General features: G+C 53.2%; 17 protein-coding genes and 2 pseudogenes. 15 read left to right on the top strand and 4 right to left on the bottom strand.

Annotated features, from left to right (window positions below; translation table 11 throughout):
- The coding region (locus tag ACESNI_RS06045; RefSeq protein ID WP_373085617.1) for a PLP-dependent transferase at positions 1-256 on the top strand (256 nt) is incomplete at its 5' end.
- A 59-nt stretch (positions 257-315) separates the two neighbouring features.
- On the top strand, positions 316-1632 hold the full coding sequence (gene fahA / locus ACESNI_RS06040) for a fumarylacetoacetase (protein ID WP_373085616.1): 1317 nt from the start codon (positions 316-318) through the stop codon (positions 1630-1632).
- Between the two features lie 9 nt (positions 1633-1641).
- On the opposite strand, the gene ACESNI_RS06035 is transcribed toward fahA, so the two are convergent.
- Positions 1642-2511, bottom strand: coding sequence for a LysR substrate-binding domain-containing protein (locus ACESNI_RS06035; protein ID WP_373085615.1), 870 nt, complete (start codon positions 2509-2511; stop codon positions 1642-1644).
- Positions 2512-2689: 178 nt separating this feature from the next.
- Between ACESNI_RS06035 and ACESNI_RS06030 the strand changes: the two are divergent.
- A pseudogene (locus ACESNI_RS06030) lies at positions 2690-3397 on the top strand (IS6 family transposase).
- Between the two features lie 78 nt (positions 3398-3475).
- Here the strand turns inward: ACESNI_RS06030 and ACESNI_RS06025 are convergent.
- Positions 3476-5197, bottom strand: a complete 1722-nt coding sequence (locus ACESNI_RS06025) for an amidohydrolase family protein (protein ID WP_373085614.1) — start codon at positions 5195-5197, stop codon at positions 3476-3478.
- A 43-nt stretch (positions 5198-5240) separates the two neighbouring features.
- A complete protein-coding gene (locus ACESNI_RS06020) occupies positions 5241-6419 on the bottom strand; it encodes a hypothetical protein (protein ID WP_373085613.1) in 1179 nt (392 codons plus the stop codon).
- A 216-nt stretch (positions 6420-6635) separates the two neighbouring features.
- Here ACESNI_RS06020 and dctP point away from each other — a divergent pair, with 216 nt between their 5' ends.
- The 4 genes from dctP to ACESNI_RS06000 all read left to right on the top strand — a co-directional run bounded on the left by dctP (position 6636) and on the right by ACESNI_RS06000 (position 10084).
- Complete coding sequence (dctP, locus tag ACESNI_RS06015; RefSeq protein ID WP_373085612.1) at positions 6636-7736, top strand: TRAP transporter substrate-binding protein DctP; 1101 nt, start codon at positions 6636-6638, stop codon at positions 7734-7736.
- A gap of 77 nt (positions 7737-7813) precedes the next feature.
- The gene (locus ACESNI_RS06010; protein WP_373085611.1) at positions 7814-8335 is read left to right on the top strand and encodes a TRAP transporter small permease subunit; all 522 of its coding nucleotides are present in this window, start codon (positions 7814-7816) and stop codon (positions 8333-8335) included.
- A complete protein-coding gene (locus ACESNI_RS06005) occupies positions 8336-9637 on the top strand; it encodes a TRAP transporter large permease (RefSeq protein WP_373085610.1) in 1302 nt (433 codons plus the stop codon).
- 27 nt (positions 9638-9664) lie between these two features.
- On the top strand, positions 9665-10084 hold the full coding sequence (locus tag ACESNI_RS06000) for a Zn-ribbon domain-containing OB-fold protein (protein ID WP_373085609.1): 420 nt from the start codon (positions 9665-9667) through the stop codon (positions 10082-10084).
- 27 nt (positions 10085-10111) lie between these two features.
- Here the strand turns inward: ACESNI_RS06000 and ACESNI_RS05995 are convergent, their stop codons facing one another.
- Complete coding sequence (locus ACESNI_RS05995; RefSeq protein ID WP_373085608.1) at positions 10112-10906, bottom strand: helix-turn-helix domain-containing protein; 795 nt, start codon at positions 10904-10906, stop codon at positions 10112-10114.
- A gap of 380 nt (positions 10907-11286) precedes the next feature.
- Here ACESNI_RS05995 and ACESNI_RS05990 point away from each other — a divergent pair, with 380 nt between their 5' ends.
- The 8 genes and pseudogenes from ACESNI_RS05990 (at position 11287) to ACESNI_RS05955 (ending at position 21056) form a co-directional block, all read left to right on the top strand.
- Positions 11287-12459, top strand: a complete 1173-nt coding sequence (locus ACESNI_RS05990; protein ID WP_373085607.1) for a hypothetical protein — start codon at positions 11287-11289, stop codon at positions 12457-12459.
- Positions 12459-12878: a Zn-ribbon domain-containing OB-fold protein gene (locus ACESNI_RS05985; RefSeq protein ID WP_373085606.1), complete on the top strand. Its 420-nt coding sequence runs from the start codon at positions 12459-12461 to the stop codon at positions 12876-12878. Before ACESNI_RS05990 ends, ACESNI_RS05985 begins: the two co-directional genes overlap by 1 nt.
- Before the next feature lie 3 nt (positions 12879-12881).
- Positions 12882-14525, top strand: a complete 1644-nt coding sequence (locus ACESNI_RS05980) for an AMP-binding protein (protein WP_373085605.1) — start codon at positions 12882-12884, stop codon at positions 14523-14525.
- A 54-nt stretch (positions 14526-14579) separates the two neighbouring features.
- On the top strand, positions 14580-16223 hold the full coding sequence (locus ACESNI_RS05975; protein ID WP_373085604.1) for an ATP-dependent acyl-CoA ligase: 1644 nt from the start codon (positions 14580-14582) through the stop codon (positions 16221-16223).
- Between the two features lie 61 nt (positions 16224-16284).
- Entirely contained in the window at positions 16285-17034 is a 750-nt protein-coding gene (locus tag ACESNI_RS05970) for an enoyl-CoA hydratase/isomerase family protein (RefSeq protein WP_373085602.1), read from the top strand.
- Between the two features lie 62 nt (positions 17035-17096).
- On the top strand, positions 17097-18200 hold the full coding sequence (locus tag ACESNI_RS05965) for an NAD-dependent epimerase/dehydratase family protein (protein WP_373085601.1): 1104 nt from the start codon (positions 17097-17099) through the stop codon (positions 18198-18200).
- 183 nt (positions 18201-18383) lie between these two features.
- Positions 18384-18752 (top strand): annotated as a pseudogene (locus ACESNI_RS05960) (DDE-type integrase/transposase/recombinase); the annotation flags it as partial.
- A gap of 327 nt (positions 18753-19079) precedes the next feature.
- Positions 19080-21056, top strand: coding sequence for an AMP-binding protein (locus ACESNI_RS05955; protein WP_373085600.1), 1977 nt, complete (start codon positions 19080-19082; stop codon positions 21054-21056).
- The last annotated feature ends 74 nt before the right edge of the window (positions 21057-21130 follow it).

Below are 21130 nucleotides of genomic sequence, written 5' to 3'. Positions count from 1 at the left end.
CGGTTTCGTCCTCCGGACGACGGACAGGGCTGATGCAGTCCGTTTCGCCAATAGTTTGGTATATTTCGGCATAGGCTCTAGTTGGGGCGGCTTCGAAAGCCTGATTGTCTTGCCACAACCGATCCGAAAGGTGAGTGATATCGCCGCCGAGTTTGGCCCTGGGTGCTTGGTGAGGCTTCATATCGGGCTTGAGGATGTCGAAGATCTAATTGGCGATCTGGAGCAAGCCTTCGCGGCGATGCGCCGCGGCACCTGATAAAAACATCCTTAATCCAAAATTATAAGTCAAAGCTGATGGGGTAAGGGGGGCACAAAATGACGAGTCGCAACGAAACACATGATCCGGCACTTGTATCCTGGGTTGCGGGTGCTAACGATCCCGATACGGATTTTCCAATACAGAACTTGCCGTTCGGTGTCGTAACGCCGACGAGCGAGGATGATCCCCGGATCGCCGTTGCGATCGGAGACTGTGTTCTCGACCTCAGGGCCTGCTTTCGGGCTGGTTTGCTTGAGGGAATCGTTGAGTCTGCTTCTGAGGCGGTGTTCGAGGCGAGTGTCCTCAACGGGCTGATGGCCGCCTCGCCAACGGTTTGGTCGGCGCTTCGATTACGATTGAGCCGGGCACTTCGCTACGGCTCGGCGGAGCAAGCGGCTTTCGACGCCTGTTTGCTGCCGATGGATCGGGTGACGATCCTGTTGCCTGCACGCATCGGAGAGTTCACGGATTTTTATTGCTCAATCGAACACGCCACCAACGGTGGAAAGATGTCGCGGCCCGATAACCCGCTGATGCCGAACTTCACGACGTTGCCCGTAGCATATAACGGGCGGGCGTCCTCGGTCGTTGTGTCCGGGACGGACGTGGTGCGTCCGCGCGGGCAGTTCATGAAGAACAGCACGCTTGTTTATGCACCGACCGAGATGCTCGATTTCGAGCTCGAAGTCGGCATTTTCATCGGCGGCGGTAACCCGCAGTTCCAAACGATTCCCCTTGCCGATGTGCCTGATCATTTCTTCGGGGTCTGCTTGTTAAACGATTGGTCGTCGCGGGACGTGCAGGGATGGGAATACCAACCATTGGGGCCGTTTCTTTCGAAAGGCTTTGCAACGTCGATTTCGGGCTGGGTGGTAACACAGGAAGCGCTTGTGCCATATCGTGTGCCGGCGCGCCTGCGAGATCCGGAACATGGTGCCGCACTTGATTATCTGGTTGATGCAGAGAACGCGGCCCATGGTGGGATCGACCTGAAACTGGAAGTACGCTTGTCGACACCCGCGATGCAGGCCGCGGGAGACGCACCAGAGGTCCTGACCCGTACCGCCTTCGATACAATGTATTGGACGGTGCTACAGATGATTGCGCATCACGCGTCGAACGGTTGTCCTTTAAGACCGGGCGATCTGTTTGGGAGCGGCACCGTGTCGCAGTACGGTGAGCGGTCACAAGGCTGTCTGTCTGAAATCACCTGGCGCGGCAAAAACCCGGTGATGTTGCAAAATGGCGAAGAACGCGGCTATCTCCTGGACGGCGACGAACTGACAATGTCCGGTTATTGCATTGCAGATGGTGCACGGCGGATCGGGCTTGGCAATTGCACAGGTAAAGTTCTGCCGTCCAATCCTAAATAGGTGCAGCTTTTACGAGAGGTCCATTATGCGAGAAGTCTCTAAGATGATGCTATATAAATCGAGGATGTGCGGGGCGGCGGCCTCTTCCTCTCGGTGCAGAAAATATTGCACATCCGGCAGCGGGGGGAGTCCATCACGTTCGGTGACGATCTTGGCGGTGTCGAAAACATGGCTTTTGATGCGCGCGGTAACGCCGATGTTGGCGGCGACGGCCAAGCTTACGCCAGCTAGCGATGGTGATGTGAAGCGTTCATAATAAGGTAACCCCGCCAAATCCAACGCTGAAAGAGCGATACGTCGGAACATGCTTGGCTCGTCGGTCAAGATGAGCGGTATCGGGCTGGCTGGATCCAGATGCCAGTCCGGGCCGGCGATCCAATGCACCGGCGATTTCAGTATGAACATACTATGGAATGCATCAGAGCGCCGCGTGCTGATTATTATGTCTAGAGTGCCGTCCTCCAGCATGTCCATCAGGATGGGGCTGCGGACCACCTGTACGATGACCCTTACCTGTGGCCATTTTTGCGCATACGCTTCCAGGATCGGCGGCAGCAGGTCGTCGGCCACTTCGGGCGGGAACCCCAGTTTGACGAAATTCTTTTTAGTGCTGCGTCCCGCTGCTGCGATCGCGTGATTGCAGCGCGCGATGATCTCGCGGCTATTTTGCAAGAGTGCGATGCCCTCTTCAGTGAATTCTCGCTTACGGCCCTTTTTGTAGAATATGGGGACGCCGATGATTTCTTGGAGACTATTCATCTGTTGCGTTATCGTCGACTGGGTGCGTCCTAAATGCTCACCCGCCGCGGTGAATCCTCCGGTGTCGGCAATTGCGATCAGGGTTCGGAGGTGACCAAGTTGAAGATGGTTCAAAGACATGACAGTCGGACGATTTGTTGGAAATAATTCGATAAAGCTGCCATAAAATTTAATGTATAGCCAGTATATATTAATTTTAACGCGATTTTGGCTGGGGTGATGCGAGTTGATGAGTCTCAGGGGCACTGTCAGAGAATTGGCCTTTGACCGTATCTTAGCAATTCCATAAAATTCTGGAATGAAAAATAAGAATCCATTCCGCTATTTCAAAACATCTCCTGAGATCATCCGCCTTGCGGTGATGATGTCTGTAAGGTTTCCCCTTTCGCTTCGTAACGTTGAAGATTTGCTTCATGAGCGCGGCATTGATATTTGCTACGAAACCGTTCGCTATTGGTGGAACAGATTTGGTCCAATGTTCGCAAGTGAAATCCGTAAGAAACGGATTCGTCCATCTCAAAATTATTCAAACTGGAAATGGCATCTTGATGAGGTCTTTGTGAAGTTCAATGGTGAAACACATTACCTGTGGCGGGCGGTTGACCATGAGGGGGAAGTGCTGGAAGCTTATGTTTCTAAACGCCGCGATCGCAAAGCCGCTTTGAAATTCCTCAAGAAAATCATGAAACGGTATGGGAAACCTCGTATCATTGTCACAGATAGATTGCGTTCATATCGTGCCGCTATGAAGATCATCGGAAATTCTGAAGTTCAATAAGTCGGTCGGTGGAAGAACAATCGCTGTGAAAACTCACACCTACCATTTCGACGAAGAGAGCAGGCGATGCTGAAATTCAGGCGCTTGCGAAGTTTGCAGAAATTTGTCTCAATCCACGCATCTGTCCATAAACACTTCAATCATGAGCGCTACCTAATCAACCGAAAAATATTCAAGCTTCAACGAAATGCCGCACTGGCCGATTGGCAGCAACTCAGCGCGGCATAATAGAGGCACCTTATCGTCAATTTACGCCAAACAGAGACGCGGTCGCATTCGTCTGACAGCGCCTGCCCCGAGGATGTTTTAAAATAGCGGAATGGATTGTGCGCCGCGCACCAGTTTGCCGGGGAGGCGACCGGTCGGCTCGCCGTCGCGATAGGTCACTTCTCCAGCGACAATGGTAGCGGTATAACCATCTGCCCGCTGAGTGAGGCGTCCACCGCCAAGCGGCAAATCATACTGCATTTCGGGACGGTAGAGTTTCAGATGGTTCCGGTCAATAATATTGATGTCAGCCCGGTAGTTTTTTGCAAGGACACCGCGATCCATCAAATTCATCGCTCTTGCATTGTCGGAAGTGAGGGATTTAATCACTTGACCAATTGGTATTGTTCCCCGATCACCATTGCCGACCCAATGTTGAAGCATAAAGGTCTGGCCGCTGGCGTCGCAAATGATACCGACATGGGCGCCGCCATCACCAAGGCCGAAGAGTGTATCCGGATGTTTGAGCATTTCTTCGACTGCATCAAGGTTCTTTTCTGCATAATTCAATGCAGGCGCATAGAAGACATTCTCGCCGTTATTTTCAGTAAGGAGGTCGTATGCAAGCTCAGCCAGCGGAACGCCGTGTTGTGCGGCAATTGCGGCGAGGCTATCCTGATCTTTTGGTGCATAATCAAAGCTGTCCGTCATCAGGTAAATATTTTTCAGATCAATGAGCGATCGGTTGATAACCGAATCCGGCACATCGGCCGGGAATTCTTCAATAATTTTACGCCGCATTTCCGGATCCCGCATTGCCGCCAGCCTTTCGTCGGCCGGAAGTTCCTTGATCGCAACGTAACTCGGCGAGAAAAAGAAGAAGTTGTACTGAAGCTTTTGACCGAGCAATAGTCCGATGGGCCGGCAGTAAACCTGCGGCTTTATGTTGACGCCTTCCTTATTCGCCTGTTCCGCGAGCCGTAGGATTGTCCGCCACAAATCCGGGGTATTCGGCCGTTGCGAAAGCGAAAAGGTCATAGGGACGCCGGATTTTTCGGTTACCCGCCGCAGCATTGCAAAATCGTTTTCGGGCTCACTGAACTCCGCAATAAATTGCAACAGGCCGGTGCCGGCTTTTTTAATGCCGTTTGCAACCGCGATCAGTTCGCTTTCAGAAGCGGAAATTCCGGGCATCAACTGCTGGTCACTGGAGCGGTGATTGAGGCTCCGGGAAGTTGAGAAGCCAAGGGCACCGGCTTCTATAGCTTCCGTGACAATTTTCGACATCTGCGCGAGGTCCGCGGCATTAGCGGGTTCGCGGTTCAGGCCGCGCTGGCCCATGGTATACACGCGCAACGGCGCATGCGGAATATAGGCACCAATATCGATATCATAGCTGCGCTGGCCTAGAAAATCGAGAAATTCTGGAAAGGATTCCCATTTCCAGGGAATACCCTCGGTCATAACGACACCGGGAATGTCTTCAACCCCCTCCATCAGGCGGATCAGATTGTCATGATCTTCCGGTCGGCAAGGGGCAAAGCCGACGCCGCAATTTCCCATAACGACCGTTGTAACACCGTGACTGGAGGACGGGGTCAGACGCTCCGCCCAGGTCGCCTGCGCATCGTAGTGAGTATGGATATCGACAAAACCCGGCGTGACCAGCTTCCCTGTCGCATCGATTTCTTCCGTTGCGTTGCTGTCTATATGGCCGATTTCGGCGATCTTGCCGTCAAGAATTGCCACATCTGCCTGATAGGGCTCTCCGCCAAGACCATCAACAACGGAACCGTTTTTGATGATAATATCATATTGCATATTACTCTCTCCCAGTTCGGTATTGCATTGCTCGGTTCTCCGGTCAGTTCGGTTCACTACCAAGAAGTGTTGCGCTGGTTGGTGTCACCGCCGCGGCGGTGACGAGACAGATTTTCGCATCGTCAACCTGGGACGTCGATTCGCCGCGAACCTGCCGGACGCCTTCGACAAGGAGATTCAGCCCATGCACGTAAGCTTCGGAAAGCAAGCCGCCGGCCGTATTGATGGGAAGGCCACCGTTTGGCCAGTCGAGATTACCGTCCTCTGCAAAGGAACCGGCTTCACCGGGCCCACAGAAACCAAAAGCTTCGAGCGTCGTAATGACGCCACCGCTGAAGGCATCATATATCTGCGCGACATCGACATCCGAGCGATCAACTCCGGCCCTTGCAAACAATTCGTTGGCGAGCCTTGCCTGAGGTCCAATTGAGAAAATTTCTTCCGGCATATTATAATTGCCAAAATTGCCAGTGCCCCACCTGCCGTCACCTCCCTGGCCAACGGCGAGAACATGTGCGGCCTTGCCCGGCAGGTCAGCAGCACGTTCACGTGTCGTGACGATTAACGCACAGGCGCCATCGGTTTCCAGACAGCAGTCATATAAACGGTAAGGTTCGGCGATCATCCGTCCGGCCAGATAGGTTTCCATGTCAAGCGGCTTGTCATACATTACGGCATTCGGATTCCGATTGGCATTGGCGCGGCAGGCAAGCGCGACCCGCGCCAGCTGCTCTTCTTTTAGCTGATAAAGATGCATATAGCGGCGGAAGGTGAGGGCGGCCTGACCGGGCGGGGAGAAAAGACCGTAGGGAGAGGCAAATTTCTGATGAGCGCTCCATTCATGGAATTGACCATATCGGAATTGCTGCCCCTGACAGAGTGCCCGGAGAACGACGACATAATTGGCGCTACCATTTTCAACGGCGGCAACAGCATGGGAAAGCGACGCGCTGGCGCCGCCGCCGCCGCCGCCCCAGACCATCGTCGCCAGACGGAGCTGTTTGATCCCCAGTGTTACTTCAAGCCGTGCCGGATCATTTCTGTCGTCGGAATGCGCGGAGAACCCATCGATTTCGCTTAGCGGAAGTCCGGCATCTTCCGCCGCTGCCATGATTGCCTTGCAGGCGATGCTGAATTCGCTTTCTTCAGTCACCGTTCCCCAACGCTTATAGGGAGTCTGGCCAATACCGACGATACAGGCGCGATTATTATTGCTGGTCATTAATCTCTCCTAGTTTTTCCCTGCTTCCTATTTCGGTAATTAGGACGACTGGAAGCTTTTCAATATGTTCATAATATGAACACATATTTCATCTGTTGACTATATTCGCAAAGATATGGAATAATCAACATCTTTGGTGGAGAATTAATGGTTCACCCAATTCAAGCGGCAACCGGCAAGGTTGAGTCCGCAACAAAAATAGAGGGAGAAACTTGAATGCACACGTCGAAATTTATCCTCAGCGCATTAGGGCTTGTAGGGGCCATCGCTATTGGTTCGCCATCTCCGGCCGAAGCAAAAGAGACACTTACTTTTGCAACTTATGTTTCTGAAGTCTATTCAACGTCACAAGCTGATATCTGGTTCATGGACGAGATTGAGAAGCGTAGTAAGGGCGAAATTACCTTTGAACGTTATTTCAGTGGTTCCTTGCTGAAGGCACCGGATTTATTTCCTGGGCTTTCGCGGGGCGCCGTGGATATCGTCGCGGGTGTGCCAAGCGCCTATAACCGCAATGATTATCCGTTGTCTAATGTGACATTACCATTCATTACCGAAAAATCTGATGCTGTAACCAAGGCATTTGGTGAATTGTATGAGACTAATGCTGATTTGCGGAATGAATATGAAGGGCGGAACGCTAAGCTTATCTATACGCGCGGATATGCAGAAAATACGATCTGGTCGCGGGTGCCGATCACAAAGGCGTCCGATTATAAGGGGCTCAAAATTCGTGCGGTTCTTGCCATCGCTGATGTTGTAGAAGCTCTCGGCGCGACAACAGTTGCCGTTCCTTTCCCAGAAGCAGTCGAAGGCATGGGGCGTGGTGTCGTAGATGCGATGACGGCGGCACCTTTTGATTCGGCAATAAAGGGCGGTTTGTCAGAAGTTGGCAAATTCGGCTCCGACGGTGGTCGGATGGGCGTTTATGCGGCGAACATGCTGGCAATCAATCTCGATCGCTGGAAAAGCCTGAGTCCCAAGGATCAAAAACTTATCACGGATGTCGCTGCCGAAGCTGCGGCTCGCTTCGACAAAATGCATGCAGAAGAAGTGAAAAAAGCTGCAGAAAAGCTCTGTGCGACCGTCGCCAAAAGCGACTTGAAGATCAACTTGTTTACGGATGAAGCCGCAGCGGAGGTTCGTGAAATCGCCTTTAAGCCAATTACTGACGCCTGGATTAAATGGGCGGGCGAATCTGCAAATGTAGATGCCAAACAGGTACTGGATGACTATATTTCCCTCATTCGGAAATATGAGCCGGAATCCACCTACAAGACCGGCTTTGAGGTCTATAAGGAAGAATGCGGTTCTTGATTGAACTTTGATGGTTACACTGGCGAAGGGAACTTATGGTTCCTTTCGCGCATTCCTCTCCATTCAGGGTGTCAGTCATGATGATAAAAGTAATTGATGTTTTCGAACGGTTCCTATTGCGTTTAGGAATTGCCAGCGGCTTTCTGACCTTGTTCACTATGCTCGTCGTCGTTATTGACGTCGCCGGTCGAACATTTCTGAATATGCCGTTGATTGGTGGTAACGAGCTTGCGGTCCTGCTTATGGTCGCGTTAATTTATCTTGGCATGGCCGCGGCACAACAACGGCGGCATAATTTTGCCATTGACTTGGTTACCCGGCTCTTGCCGACGGGCGCGTTGCGGGTTGTCAATATTGTCACCTCGCTGATTTCAACAACCCTGCTTGGGTTGCTCACCTGGCTGACGGCGGAACTCTCCTGGAGCATGATGCTCAGCGGTGAGTCGAGCTATGGCATTATTGCGTTTCCCGTTTGGCCATCGCGCATTCTCATCACCATCGGACTAGGCTGCCTGACATTACAGTTTCTTTTTGATCTTTTGCGTCATCTCGGGCTGGTCCCGGAAAACGCAGCGGATAATGAAAAAGTGAGTATCTGAATGGATCCCACAATTATTGGTACGTTGCTGGTCACCATGATGCTGGTCCTGCTGTTGTCAGGCATCCCGATTGCTATTGCCTTGGCCGCAACGGGAGTTACCGGTATTATCGCGATGCGGCCCTGGGGCGCGGTGGAATATTTACTCGCTAATTTCCCCTATTCCTATACGGCTACATTTTCCTTTATTGTCCTGCCCCTGTTTCTGTTTATGGGCTATATGGCATTCTCGGCCAACCTTTCGCGTTATGCTTTCGAGGCGGGCCAGCGTTGGCTTGGCCATATCCCCGGCGGATTGGCGATTGCCACGGTCTTTGCATGCGCTGCCTTTTCCGCGGTATGTGGCTCCAGCGTCGCAACAGCCTCAACCATGGCTCGTGTGGCTTTGCCTGAAATGCGGCTTCGGGGATACAAATACTCTCTGGCGGGCGGATGCATAGCTGCGGGGGGAACGCTTGGCGTGCTGATTCCGCCGAGCGGTGTGCTGGTGATCTATTCCTTCATTACCGAAGTGTCTCTGGTGAAGCTGTTCATTGCCGCGGTATTGCCCGGGATTATGACCGCAGTGATATATATGATTTGCATTTATGTCATGGTGAAGATCAAACCTGACCTCGCCGGAATGGAGAGGGGAATCATCCGCGCGACCTGGAATGAACGGTTCGTATCTCTGGGACGCGCCTGGGAAGTCATGCTGCTTTTCAGTGTTGTCATGGGATCTATTTATCTTGGTGTTGCCACGGCGACCGAAGCCGCGGCCATCGGAGCACTTCTTGCCCTAATTATGGTCCTGCGGCGGCCGAACGCATGGGAAAACCTGAAGGCGGGTTTATGGGAAACGGGCGCAGGCACCTCATCAATCTTCTTTTTGATCGTCGGGGCGGGACTGTTCAGTCTGGCGCTCAATATGTCGCAACTGCCAACTCTCGTTGCGGACAGCATCGTTCATTTTGATCTGCCGCCGATAGCGATATTCGCCCTGATTATCGTCATCTATCTTGTCCTTGGTGCGCTGGTGGATGGCATCTCGATGATCCTGATCACCATGCCGATTGTCTTCCCGATCATTTTGCAGCTTGGGTACGATCCAGTCTGGTTTGGCATTATCGTTGTGAAGGCGGTCGAGCTGGGCTGTATCACGCCTCCTGTCGGGTTGAATGTTTTTGTTGTTAAAAGCAGTGTACCAGACGCGCCACTTGGCGAAATATTCAAGGGGTGCATTCCCTTTGTTCTGATGGAGTTCCTGATTATCGGACTGCTGGTCGCCTTCCCACAAATCGCACTGGTCCTGGTTGGGGACTGAGTGCAGCCTTTGAAAGGAGTATATTAAATGCGTTATATGCCGGAAGCAGTTCCCGGACCGGACCCCTCGTTTGACGATGCGGTCTATTGGGCGAATTGCCAGGACAAAAAACTGACGTTTCAACGCTGCGGAAGCTGTAAGGCCTTCAGGCATCCGCCGGGACCGTTCTGTCCGCAGTGTCACTCTGGCCAGATTGAATGGGTGGAAGCGCCGGAGGAGGGGGAGCTCTTCAGTTTTACCGTGATTCACCATCCAGCACATCAGGCCGTTCGCGAACGCGTTCCCTACAATGTCGTGCTTGTACGCTTCCCAACAATGGGGGGTGTCAGGGTGATTTCCAATGTGGTCGATGCCGAACCGGATGAGCTTAAATTTGGTATGAAGCTGCGGCTCGTATGGGGGCAGGCCGGGAACGGGCAAACAATCCCGCTGTTTGAAAAGGCGTAATATTCCGGGTCCACCGGAAGGGACTGGTCAGCGGTAATTTTCGCTGATCAGTCGGCCAAGTGCGTCCGCAGTCTCATGAAGTGCTGGAAGAAGGGCTTTGATCCCTTCTTCCAGCGACATTGCACTCATCAGGAAAGATGTGCTGAGGCTCGCAAAAACTTCATCATCCTTGAATACAGGAACGCTGAAGCCGGTGATCAGACCGGCTCCGGAGGAAGAAGACTGGTTGAACTTCAGGTCGGGAACCGCATAGCCTTGCTTGCGTATCGTTGCCAGCAATTTTTTGATTCCTTTTGGATTGTCCCGGGCCGCGGAATCGACGGAGCGCGTCGACGATGCCAGCGTTTTCAGTAGGTGCTCCTGTCTAGGCTCCTTGCAAAAGGCGAGATAGGCCCGTCCAAGAGAGGTTAGCAACAGAGGAGCGCGGACGCCGGCCTTGTGATTTATGGCCATGATATTGTACTCGCGACTTGTCTCGACAATCATCATGTCGTTGCCGTCGAGGATCGCAAGATCTGAAGGCCAGCCGATCCGTTCGCGCAAAGCCAGCATAATTGGGCTGGCCATTTGGGATAAATGGCGGTTGCCGTCAAACCCTTTGCTTAAGAGCAGGGTTTTACCGGTTGGCATATACATGCCGGATTGTTGATCGCGCGTGACATAGCCCTCGGAAATTAGCGTTTCCAGCATACGTAGAACAGTTGAACGGTGAAGCTTCGTCTCCTTGTGGAGCTGCTTGATCGACGCAAATTCAATTTCGTTGACGATCCGGAGCACAGTCAGTGCTCTGACGACCGATGTAACAGGGTCAAACGAAGTCATGGTTGCTCCAGTCAAAGAAATTTCCAGAGCTGAAGGTTGTCGGCGAGAAGCGACGGCTCTCCAGACTCGGCGTCCGAGAATAAATTTTCCAAAAACAGGACTCTGAGTGAACCGGTGAAACAAAGACCAACATTTTAAATTTACTCTCTTGGCGGGCGGATTTCTATACACAATACATTGAAAGATTTAATGACATAGCCCATTAAACCAAAAAACTCCACAAAAAGTGACAAGGCTTTACTATCATAATTTGTTCAATAGGTGAATATTTTTTTCATATATTGACATATTTTTGAGCTTATGAAATGATTAACCGGAAAACGAATGACAACAAAAAAGGGTGCAAAGGCCGTTGCTTTAATTGCACTGGAAGGTGAGGTATGGTGGGTGAGCCTACAAGTGTCGGATCTCGGGCCTGTATCGTCGGAATTGGAGAAACAGACTACACACGCCGGGGCGGAATTGCCGACCGGAGCGAGCTTGCCTTGGCTTGCGCTGCTGTTGCCAATGCCGCGAAAGATGCCGGGCTTGATGTCAATGAGATAGATGGTTTGTCGTCCTACGCGAACGATGAAAGCGTTCCCTGGCTGATGCAGGAATCTCTGGGATTACCTAAGCTGCGCTATGCAACGATGGCCTGGGGTGGCGGGGGCGGAGGTTGCTTCGCGGCAATCGCCCAGGCAGCAGCAGCAGTTGAATCCGGTGCCGCGAACTACGTTGCGGTTTTCCGCTCGCTTTGTCAGGGGCAGAGAAAGCGCTTCGGGCAGGGATATGGCGTGCCGCATAGCCCGGGTTTTCTCGATCCCTTCGGCATGTTTGCGCCCCCCTTCATGCTGGCTCCGCTCGCCCAGCGGTACAAGCACGATTACGGAATTCAGGAAGAGCAAGTGGCGGAGATCGCTCTGAGTGGGCGGGCCAATGCTGCGCGCAATCCGCGGGCCGTGTTCAAGGATCGTCCGCTCGATCTTGATACCTACCTGACCTCCCGGATGGTTGCCGATCCCTTGCGCCTTTATGATTGCTGTCAGGAAAACGACGGTGCCTGTGCTTTGGTCGTCACGACCGAGGAACGAGCGCGCGACCTATCGGGTCCGGTCGTGCGGATCCTGGCTGCGGGGCAGGGGGCGGAACCTGGTTGGGGATCTGGCGGACTGGGGTCGCATAATATGCCCGAAGAAGATTACAAGGCGGGCGGCGGACGGACTTTGGCCAACCGTTTGTATGCCAAGGCCGGTATCGGGCCGGAGGATGTGGATACGGCGCAAATCTACGATCATTTCACCTATTTCGTTCTGATGAACCTTGAAAGCTTTGGGTTTTGCGGCCTGGGTGAGGCGGGAGCTTATGTTGCCGATGGTAATATACGTTGGTCGACTGGAAAGCTGCCGATTAATACTTCGGGAGGGCATCTGTCTGAAGCCTATATTCACGGGCTTAATCTCGCGGTCGAGGGTGTTCGCCAAATGCGCGGAACGTCAACGTCGCAGGTTGCCGACGCCGAGATCTGCCTGCTGGCCAACAGTTCATCAGCGGCCATTTTAGGAAGAGCGTAATGACCAGATATTTGCCAACACCCTCACCAAACCCGCCAATGGATGCCGTTCCCTTCTGGGATTGGTGCCGCAAGCGCGAACTGCGGTTTCAACAATGCGCCGCCTGCGGACGTCACCGCCATCCGCCCGCGCCAGTTTGCCGGTTCTGCGGCTCCGACCAGGTCAAGTGGGACGCGGCGCCGGAGGAAGCGGAGCTTTTCAGCTACACGATTGTGCATAACGCCGTCACCAAGGAACTCAAATCATACGTACCCTATAATATCGCTGTTGTCGGCTTTCCAAGCCTGCGGGTCCGGTTGATCAGCAACATTATCGACTTGTCGCCGGAAAAAATCCGGATTGGGATGCCGCTCCGGCTGACTTGGCAAGAATGCGACGACGGTACGCCGCTGCCCCTATTTTTCGGAGAGATGAGCTAAAATATGAAACGAATACGCAGTCTGGGGATCCCGTTGGAAGACTTTACAATGGGTAACATCATGCGCCAGAAGGCGGAGGAAAATGGCGATAAAATCTATCTTCGTTTTGAGGACCGCGAATATTCTTACAGGGAGTTTCACCAGATTAGCAACCGGCTGGGTCGCGCCCTTTCGGACCTTGGCGTCGAGGTGGGACAGCACGTTGCCTTCATGATGGAGAACAAGCCGGAGCAGCTCCTGCTTTATTTTGCGCTTGCAAAAATCGGGGCCGTCAGTGTGCCTGTCAATACAGCGGCAAAAGGTGAACTGCTTGCCTATTATCTGACCCAGTCGGACTCGACAGTCCTGATTTCAGACAGCGGGCTTGTTGAACGTTTTCAGCTGGTTCAGGATCAGTGCGAAACCATTCGCCATGTTATAATTCTGGATGAGCAGGGAGCCATTGATCCGGCAACGACACCACAGTTGAACGCCGAGGTTATTGACTATAACAGATTACTGGATGCGTCGGTCGACGACCTTCCTGAAGACGTGGTCCGAAATCGGGATGTCGCCATGTTGCTCTATACCTCCGGCACCACAGGCCCCTCGAAAGGCAACATGGTGCCCCACGGACGGATGATTGGCGGTGCCATCGATCATGTGGAATACTTCGGCTACGGCCCTGATGACGTTCTTTATACCTGCCTGCCGATGTTTCACGGCAATGCATTGAACACCTCCGCCATGCCCGCATTGATGGCTGACGCTACTTTGGTGATCTCCCGCCGCTTTTCGGCCAGCAAGTTCTGGAATGAAATTACAAATTATGGTGTGACGGCATTCAGCCTGTTGGGCGCAATGGTGAATATTCTCTGGGCGCAACCGCCAAGCCCGTTGGATCGCAAGAACAAAGCGCGCCTTTGTATGATGGTGCCGGTGCCCGATTTCGCTCGTGGATTCGAGGAGCGTTTCGGCCTGAAGGTTACATCGGTCTACGCGCTTTCCGACTATGGTTTCATTACATTCCTGAGTCCTGAGCATCCGAAGGAGAAGTGGAAATCCGCTGGAAAACCGCGAAGCGGCATGACGATCGGTATTATGGATGATGATGACAACGCTTTGCCGACAGGGACGCCCGGAGAGATATGTGTGCGGTGTGACGTCCCCTGGATTACGGCGAGGGGGTATTACAAAATGCCCCAGGCAACAGTCGATGCGAACCGCAATCAATGGTTCCACACCGGTGATCGCGGCTATCTCGATGAAGACGGATATATCTACTTTGTCGATCGCAAGAAGGATGCCATCCGCCGCCGCGGTGAGAATATCTCCTCCTATGAAGTTGAACAGATCGTCCTCGGCCATCCGGCCGTGGAGGATGTGGCCGCCTATGCGGTGAATTCGGAAATGAGCGAGGATGAAGTCATGGTCAGCGTTACCTGCAAGGAAGGGAAGACGCTGGATCCTGCCGATCTCGTTCGCTACTGCGCCGACAATATGGCCTACTTCATGGTGCCGCGCTTCGTCGAAATAATTCCGGAATTGCCCAAGACAATGACGGAAAAAGTCGAGAAATACAAATTGAAACAAAGGGCTCAGAAACGGCTGGATAAGATCTGGGATCGGGAGGCGGCTGGCATCGTTGTCAATCGCCACACAAATTAACCGCAAGAGCAAAAATAAATACAAACGAGCTATTTGGGAGGTCAAGGCCAGACCATGGAAAGATTACGCGACCTGAAAATTCCAACTGACAATCGCACTTTGGGTAATATCCTGCGCCATAAAGCCGAAAAAAATGGCGACAGGATTTTCCTGCGGTTTCTGGATCGTAGTTACTCCTACAGGGAGTTTCATGAAATTAGCAATCGACTGGGCCGCTCGCTCGCGGATCTCGGGATAGAGAAGGGCCAGCATGTCGCCTTCATGATGGATAACAAACCAGAGTTGCTATTGCTTTATTTCGCCCTGGCGAAAATAGGCGCAGTCAGCGTGCCGGTCAACACAGCGGCCAAGGGTGAGCTGCTTGCTTATTACCTGACCCAGTCTGATTGTACTGCCCTGATTGCCGATAGTAGCCTTTTGGACCGCTTCCAGGTCGTGCAAAGTCAGTGTGACGGTATCAGCATGATTGTTGCATTTGACGACGGGAAGCCGCTAGATGCGGATGTGCGCTCATCGCTGGGCGCGGGCGTCATCGACTATGACGTTTTGCTTGACGCTGCCGCCGACGAGTTGTCTGCGGATCTCGTCCGGAACCGCGACCTCGCCTTCCTGCTCTATACTTCAGGCACGACAGGTCCGTCCAAGGGTAATATGGAACCACATGAGATGATGGTGTCCGGTGCGATAGATTACGCAGAATATTTTGGATATCAGCCTGAAGATGTTCTTTATACTTGTTTGCCATTGTTTCATGGCAACGCGCTTAATACCTGTGCACTACCAGCAATGATGGCCGATGCGACGCTTGTTGTCTCTCCGCGTTTCTCCGCACGCGCTTTTTGGCAAGAAGTGCGGGACTATGGTGTTACACAGTTCAATTTACTGGGCGCGATGGCCAATATTCTCTGGGCGCAACCGAAGAGCCCGCTGGATAGCGAAAACAAGGCGCGAATGTGCATGATGGTGCCAGTACCGGATTTTGCCCGCGAGTTTGAGGAGCGGTATCGGCTAAAGATCACATCTGTTTACGCGTTGACGGATTTTGGTGGCGCCACCTTCTTGGGGCCAAAACATCCACCGGAAAAGTGGAAATCCGCGGGTCAGGTTCGTGAGAACATGACTGTTGCCATCTTGGATGATGACGACCGGCCGCAACCAACGGGAACGCCGGGTGAGATATGCTTGCGTTGTGAGGTCCCCTGGATGACGGCGCAGGGTTACTACAAGAAACCTGAAGCGACAGCCGAGGCGCGGCGTAATTTATGGTTCCATACAGGAGATCGGGGCTATCTCGATAAAGACGGGTTCCTCTATTTCGTGGACCGCAAAAAAGACGCTATCCGGCGGCGGGGCGAGAACATCTCCTCCTATGAAGTCGAGCAGATAATCCTCGGGCATCCGGCCGTGGAGGATGTCGCCGCCTATGCCGTAAATTCGGAAATGAGTGAAGATGAGGTCATGGTCAGCGTGGAATGTAAAGACAGGTATTCGCTGACTGAGGAGGAACTGATCCGGTATTGCGCTGACAATATGGCTTATTTTATGGTGCCGCGATTTATAGAATTTGTCCCGGAACTCCCAAGAACAATGACAGAAAAGGTCGAGAAATATAAACTGAAACAGGACGCTCAGGAACGACTGGACCAAATCTGGGATCGTGAGGCGGCGGGCATTGTTGTCAACCGCCATACGAATTGATTTAAGTTGGTTGTATTCGGAGGATGATACGCTACCCCATTGAGAAAGAGTTTAAGTCATTATGATTGAATCCCGTGTCGAAGACGGTCAGTTGCAGATTACGATCAATCAGCCTAAAAAGCATAATGCTATAAACCGCGCGATGTGGCGGCAGCTTGCCAAAGCGTTTGAAGAAGTGCGAGATCGGCCCGATATCAAAGTCGTGGTTCTACGTGGTGCTGGAAACACAGCCTTCTGCTCCGGCGGCGATATCAGCGAGTATGAAGATTTCTATCAGCATGTTCAGGAAGCCGACGAAGCTTATGTCGGGATTCGAGACGTGTCTGCTCTGCTGCGCGATCTCCCGATCCCGACAATTGCCGCAATCTCCGGCCATTGTGTCGGGGCTGGCGTTGTGATAGCGGCGGCCTGTGACTTTCGTCTTTGTACGAAATCCTCCCGTTTCGCGGTGACGGCGGTGAAGCGCGGGCTTGTCTATCCAGCGCCGGCGTCGGGAGAGCTTCTGGCGCTGGTCGGTGTCTCCGTGACGCGCGCGATCCTGCTCCGCGGCAGACCCCTCTATGCGGAAGATGCTTTCAAAGCAGGTCTTGTCGATATATTGGTTGAGGATATTGAATTTGAAACCGGGCTGGCTGCGTTCGCTAAAGAAATGATTGATCAAAGCAGTAGCGCCTATACCTTTGTGAAAAAATCTATCAGCTACGCCTTGCAGCTGGTTGAGGAAAATGAAGCTATGCTGCAAATGAATATGGACGCCCTCGGCAGCGAGGAATTCAAGTCCTCGACACGGAAATTTATGGGAAAAAACTAAAGCGGATCCTGAAAAATCAGGATTTTTGGTGCAGAAATGACGAGACGATGGGAAAGTAAAACATGAAAGCCTTGTTGATAGGTGGTACCGGACCGACCGGCCGCTTCCTTATAAATGGACTTCTTGAACGCGGCTATGAGGTAGCGATGCTCAATCGCGGTGGTCGAGATGACAGCCATATTCCGGCTGAGGTTGAACGGATCAAGGCTGATCCGCATTTTAAGGAATCACTTGCTCCGGCGCTGGAGGGGCGACAATTCGATGTGGTGGTGGGCGCCTATGGCCGGATAAAAATCGTCTCTGATGTTGTGGCGCCACTGACCGAGCGTCTGATCACAATCGGTGGCATGGCGATCTTCCGTGGGTTTGCAGATCCCAAATCCGTCTTTCCGACCGGCTGTACCGTTCCGCTTAGTGAGACAACGCCGTTGCTGCGATCGCCCCAAGATCATGTCTTCGGCTACAAGATGCTCCAGGCCGAGCAGCATGTCATGTCGCATCACGGAAAGGACTGCAATGTCAGCCACTTCCGCTATCCGCTGATTTACGGTGCGGGGCAGGTTATGCCCATTCGTTTCTGGTGGTTTATCCAACGCTGCCTCGACAAGCGTCGCCGCGTGGCGCTGCCGGACGGAGGGCTGACGATTATCAGCCACGGATATGCGGAAAACATGGCCCGTGCTGTCTTGCTGGGCGTCGACAAACCTGAAAATGCGGCGGGCAAAATTTATAACTGCGCAGATCAACGCCAGTTTACGCTCGCTCAGCTTGGAGAGGTACTCTATGAGGCAATGGGGGAAGAGATAGAGATCGTTTCCATCCCCGATGCCGTGGCGTCCCATGCTCGGGTCTTGCAAGTGTTCAACGATGAAGATTTCCATCGGATGTTCGATATTTTTTCGCTTCAACATGATCTTGGCTATCGCGATATTGTCGATCCGATCGACGGATTGCGCCAGACAGTCCGTTGGTATCAGGAAAATCCACCCGCGGACAGTCTGGCCGAGGAGGTGCGTGCGCAATATGCCATCGAGGATGCCCTGATCACCCTTCAGGATGAGGCGCTTGAGAAGATGACGAGGCTGGACCATAACGAGCCTGAGTATTTTCATGGTTATGCGCATCCCAAGAAAATGGGAGAGACGCGGGATCATCGCGGACGCTAAGTTGCCTATTTCAAGCGCGCGCGGTGGCATGAAGTATTGGATCACAGGCATCTATAGATGCGCCGATAATATGGCTTATTTCATGGTTCCGCGTTTCGTGGAATTTGTCTCGGCACTCCACGAACAAGGACAGAAAAGGTCGAGAAATATAAACTGAAACAGGACGCTCAGGAACGGCTGGAGAAAATCCGGGATCGCAAGGCAGCCTTGGTGTTCCTTAAGAAAATAATGAAACGGTATGGAAGACCGCACGAAATCGTAACGGACAGATTACGATTTTACCGCGTTACGATGAAGATAATTGGCAATGAAACAGCACAAAAGGTTGGCCGGCGGAAGAACAATCGCTGTGAAAACTCACATCTCCTGTTCCGGCGACGGGAGCAGGCGATGATAAAATTCCGGCGCATGCGAAGTCTGCAGAAATTTGTCTCTATTCACGCATCCGTCTACAATCACTTCAACAATAAACGCCATCTAACCAGCCGAGAAGAATTCAAGCTTCAGAGAAATGCCGCACTGGCCGAGTGGCAGCAACTTAGTGTGGCATAATAGCGGCACCTTATTGCCAATTTACGTCAAACAGAGACGAGGTCGCATTCGTCTGACAGCACCGTTTCTAGGCTTTATCACAAGAAAATTGCTTGATGGCCATTTGCTCGTCGATTAGCCTCCAAGCATGACAAAAAACCCCGTTTCTCTATCTTAAAGCATTGCCCGAGATTATCCGCCTAGCTGTGATGATGACGGACAGTAAGCGTCTGGAAAACAACAAATCATACCTTAAAAAGTGTCGAGTTTTTTCGTTTTAAGAATATAACATGATAACTTAGTCTTCCTTTTCGAGGCTTATTTCAATTGCATCGGAGCGAATAAAAAATGAATGAGATGTCACGTCAAAGCATCGTCTGGGAACCCAGTGAGGAGTTGATCAAGCAAAGCAACCTTGTCGCCTTTATGGCCGACCATGGCATCGCAGATTATGACACGCTGATGCGACGTGCAGACGAAGAGCCGGAATGGTGGTGGAACGCCATCGCCGGGCGGCTCCGGTTCATGAAGCCCTATGAGAAGATAATGGATCTCTCGCGGGGGATCGAGTTTCCCGAATGGTTCGTGGGCGGCACGACAAACATCGTGGAAAATTCACTGGATCGTCACCGCGGCACCGAGGTCTGGAAATCGCCTGCCGTTCTCGGCGAATCCGAGGGGGGTGAGACCCGAATATGGACCTATGAGGAATTGAGCGCGGAAGTCTCCCGCCTCGCGGCGGGTCTGCAATCGCTCGGCGTGCAGCCCGGCGAGGTGGTCGCCATCTATATGCCCAATGTGAATGAGGCGGTCGCCGCCCTGCTGGCGGTGCCGAAGATCGGCGCGGTGGTGATGCCACTTTTCTCCGGCTTTGGGGTGGATGCAATCCTCGCCCGGCTGACCGCATCGGAGGCGGTTGCCGTCCTCACCGTGGATGGCGCGACGCGGCGCGGACAGACTGCGCCGATGAAGGAATTTGCCGATGCCGCCGCCATTCGCGCGCCGAGTGTCCGCAATATCGTCTGCCTTAGACGTACGGGCTACCCCGTCACCATGGGGGAGAAGGATGTTGACTGGGAGGAGCTTTGCAAGGGCCAGCCGACGGACATGCCGAATGCCGAAATGCCGGCGGAAGCGCCTGCGCTGCTGGTCTACACCTCCGGCACCTCGGGCCAGCCCAAGGGAACCGTACATACCCATGGCGGCTTTCCGGCTAAGCTCACGCTCGATCTCGGCCTAATGATGGATATGAAAAGCAGCGACCGGATTATCTGGTTTTCCGATATGGGCTGGCTGGTCGGGCCGCTCCTCGCTTTCGGCGCAACGCTGATGGGCGCGTCCTTTGTCATTGCCGATGGCGCGCCGGACTATCCCGACAGTACGCGGATGTGGCGGCTTATCGATGACCACCGCGTCACCTTTCTCGGCGTCGCGCCGACGCTGATTCGCGGTTTCATGCATGGCGCCGGGATTGGCAACAACGATATATCCTCAATTCGGCTTGTCGTCTCGACCGGAGAGCCTTGGACGCCCGATGCGTGGTGGTGGACCTTTAAAAATGTCCTTAAATCAGGTGGGCCGATCATCAACTATACGGGCGGTACGGAAATCGGCGGCGGTATTCTGGCCGGTTCCGTCCTGCGCCCCATGAAGGCTTGCGCCTTTTCCGGCCCGGTGCCGGGGATGGGGGCCGATATCGTGGACATGGATGGACATCCCGTTGGACCCAACAATGTGGGCGAGCTCGTCCTGCGCAACCCCTCCATCGGGCTCAGCCGGGGGCTGTGGAAAGATAACGAACGCTTTCTCGACAGCTATTGGCGGGATATCCCGGGCTGCTGGCGTCAGGGCGACTGGGCGGTGCAGGATGAGGAAGGCTTCTGGTTCGTGCTGGGGCGGTCCGATGACACGCTGAAAATCGCGGGCAAGCGCACTGGCCCGTCAGAGATCGAGGCGCTGCTGACCGCCACCGGCAAGGTGCGGGAGGCAGCGGCAATCGGCATTCCGGACGAGATCAAGGGCGAAAGCGTCGTCTGTGTGGTGGTACTGGATAAGGACGCGGTGCCGGGCGCCGCCGTTGAGAAGGAGCTTTCTGATGCGGTGATCGCCGGGCTTGGCTATCCCTACCGTCCGAAATTCATCCTGACCGTCGCGGATTTGCCCAAGACGCGCAATATGAAGGTGATGCGGCGGCTGGTGCGCGCGGTGTGCCTCGGTAAACCCCTTGGCGACACCTCGTCACTGGTCAATCCGGAGGCGCTGGATGTGATTTCAGAGGCTGCCGTCCAGAGCGGGCATATGACAAAAGCTGAAGAAAATTTATAATGGCATGCGAGGGTTGTTTGGTATCGTCACGTTGACTTGTGGTAGGTGCGCAAATGCGTGATGATTATACTCAG

It is taken from the genome of Sneathiella sp. (genome assembly GCF_041689005.1).
Lineage (GTDB): Bacteria > Pseudomonadota > Alphaproteobacteria > Sneathiellales > Sneathiellaceae > Sneathiella.
This window is presented reverse-complemented; position numbering and strand designations above follow the sequence as displayed.

Bases quoted from the DNA above. Each gene is read 5' to 3' on its own strand.
- ACESNI_RS05955 (WP_373085600.1), top strand. From the start codon at position 19,080: ATGAATGAGATGTCACGTCAAAGCATCGTCTGGGAACCCAGTGAGGAG.
- ACESNI_RS06035 (WP_373085615.1), bottom strand. From the start codon at position 2,511: ATGTCTTTGAACCATCTTCAACTTGGTCACCTCCGAACCCTGATCGCA.
- ACESNI_RS06005 (WP_373085610.1), top strand. From the start codon at position 8,336: ATGGATCCCACAATTATTGGTACGTTGCTGGTCACCATGATGCTGGTC.
- ACESNI_RS05980 (WP_373085605.1), top strand. From the start codon at position 12,882: ATGAAACGAATACGCAGTCTGGGGATCCCGTTGGAAGACTTTACAATG.
- ACESNI_RS05975 (WP_373085604.1), top strand. From the start codon at position 14,580: ATGGAAAGATTACGCGACCTGAAAATTCCAACTGACAATCGCACTTTG.
- ACESNI_RS05985 (WP_373085606.1), top strand. From the start codon at position 12,459: ATGACCAGATATTTGCCAACACCCTCACCAAACCCGCCAATGGATGCC.
- fahA (WP_373085616.1), top strand. From the start codon at position 316: ATGACGAGTCGCAACGAAACACATGATCCGGCACTTGTATCCTGGGTT.
- ACESNI_RS05965 (WP_373085601.1), top strand. From the start codon at position 17,097: ATGAAAGCCTTGTTGATAGGTGGTACCGGACCGACCGGCCGCTTCCTT.
- dctP (WP_373085612.1), top strand. From the start codon at position 6,636: ATGCACACGTCGAAATTTATCCTCAGCGCATTAGGGCTTGTAGGGGCC.
- ACESNI_RS06000 (WP_373085609.1), top strand. From the start codon at position 9,665: ATGCGTTATATGCCGGAAGCAGTTCCCGGACCGGACCCCTCGTTTGAC.
- ACESNI_RS06020 (WP_373085613.1), bottom strand. From the start codon at position 6,419: ATGACCAGCAATAATAATCGCGCCTGTATCGTCGGTATTGGCCAGACT.
- ACESNI_RS06025 (WP_373085614.1), bottom strand. From the start codon at position 5,197: ATGCAATATGATATTATCATCAAAAACGGTTCCGTTGTTGATGGTCTT.
- ACESNI_RS05970 (WP_373085602.1), top strand. From the start codon at position 16,285: ATGATTGAATCCCGTGTCGAAGACGGTCAGTTGCAGATTACGATCAAT.
- ACESNI_RS05990 (WP_373085607.1), top strand. From the start codon at position 11,287: ATGGTGGGTGAGCCTACAAGTGTCGGATCTCGGGCCTGTATCGTCGGA.
- ACESNI_RS05995 (WP_373085608.1), bottom strand. From the start codon at position 10,906: ATGACTTCGTTTGACCCTGTTACATCGGTCGTCAGAGCACTGACTGTG.
- ACESNI_RS06010 (WP_373085611.1), top strand. From the start codon at position 7,814: ATGATGATAAAAGTAATTGATGTTTTCGAACGGTTCCTATTGCGTTTA.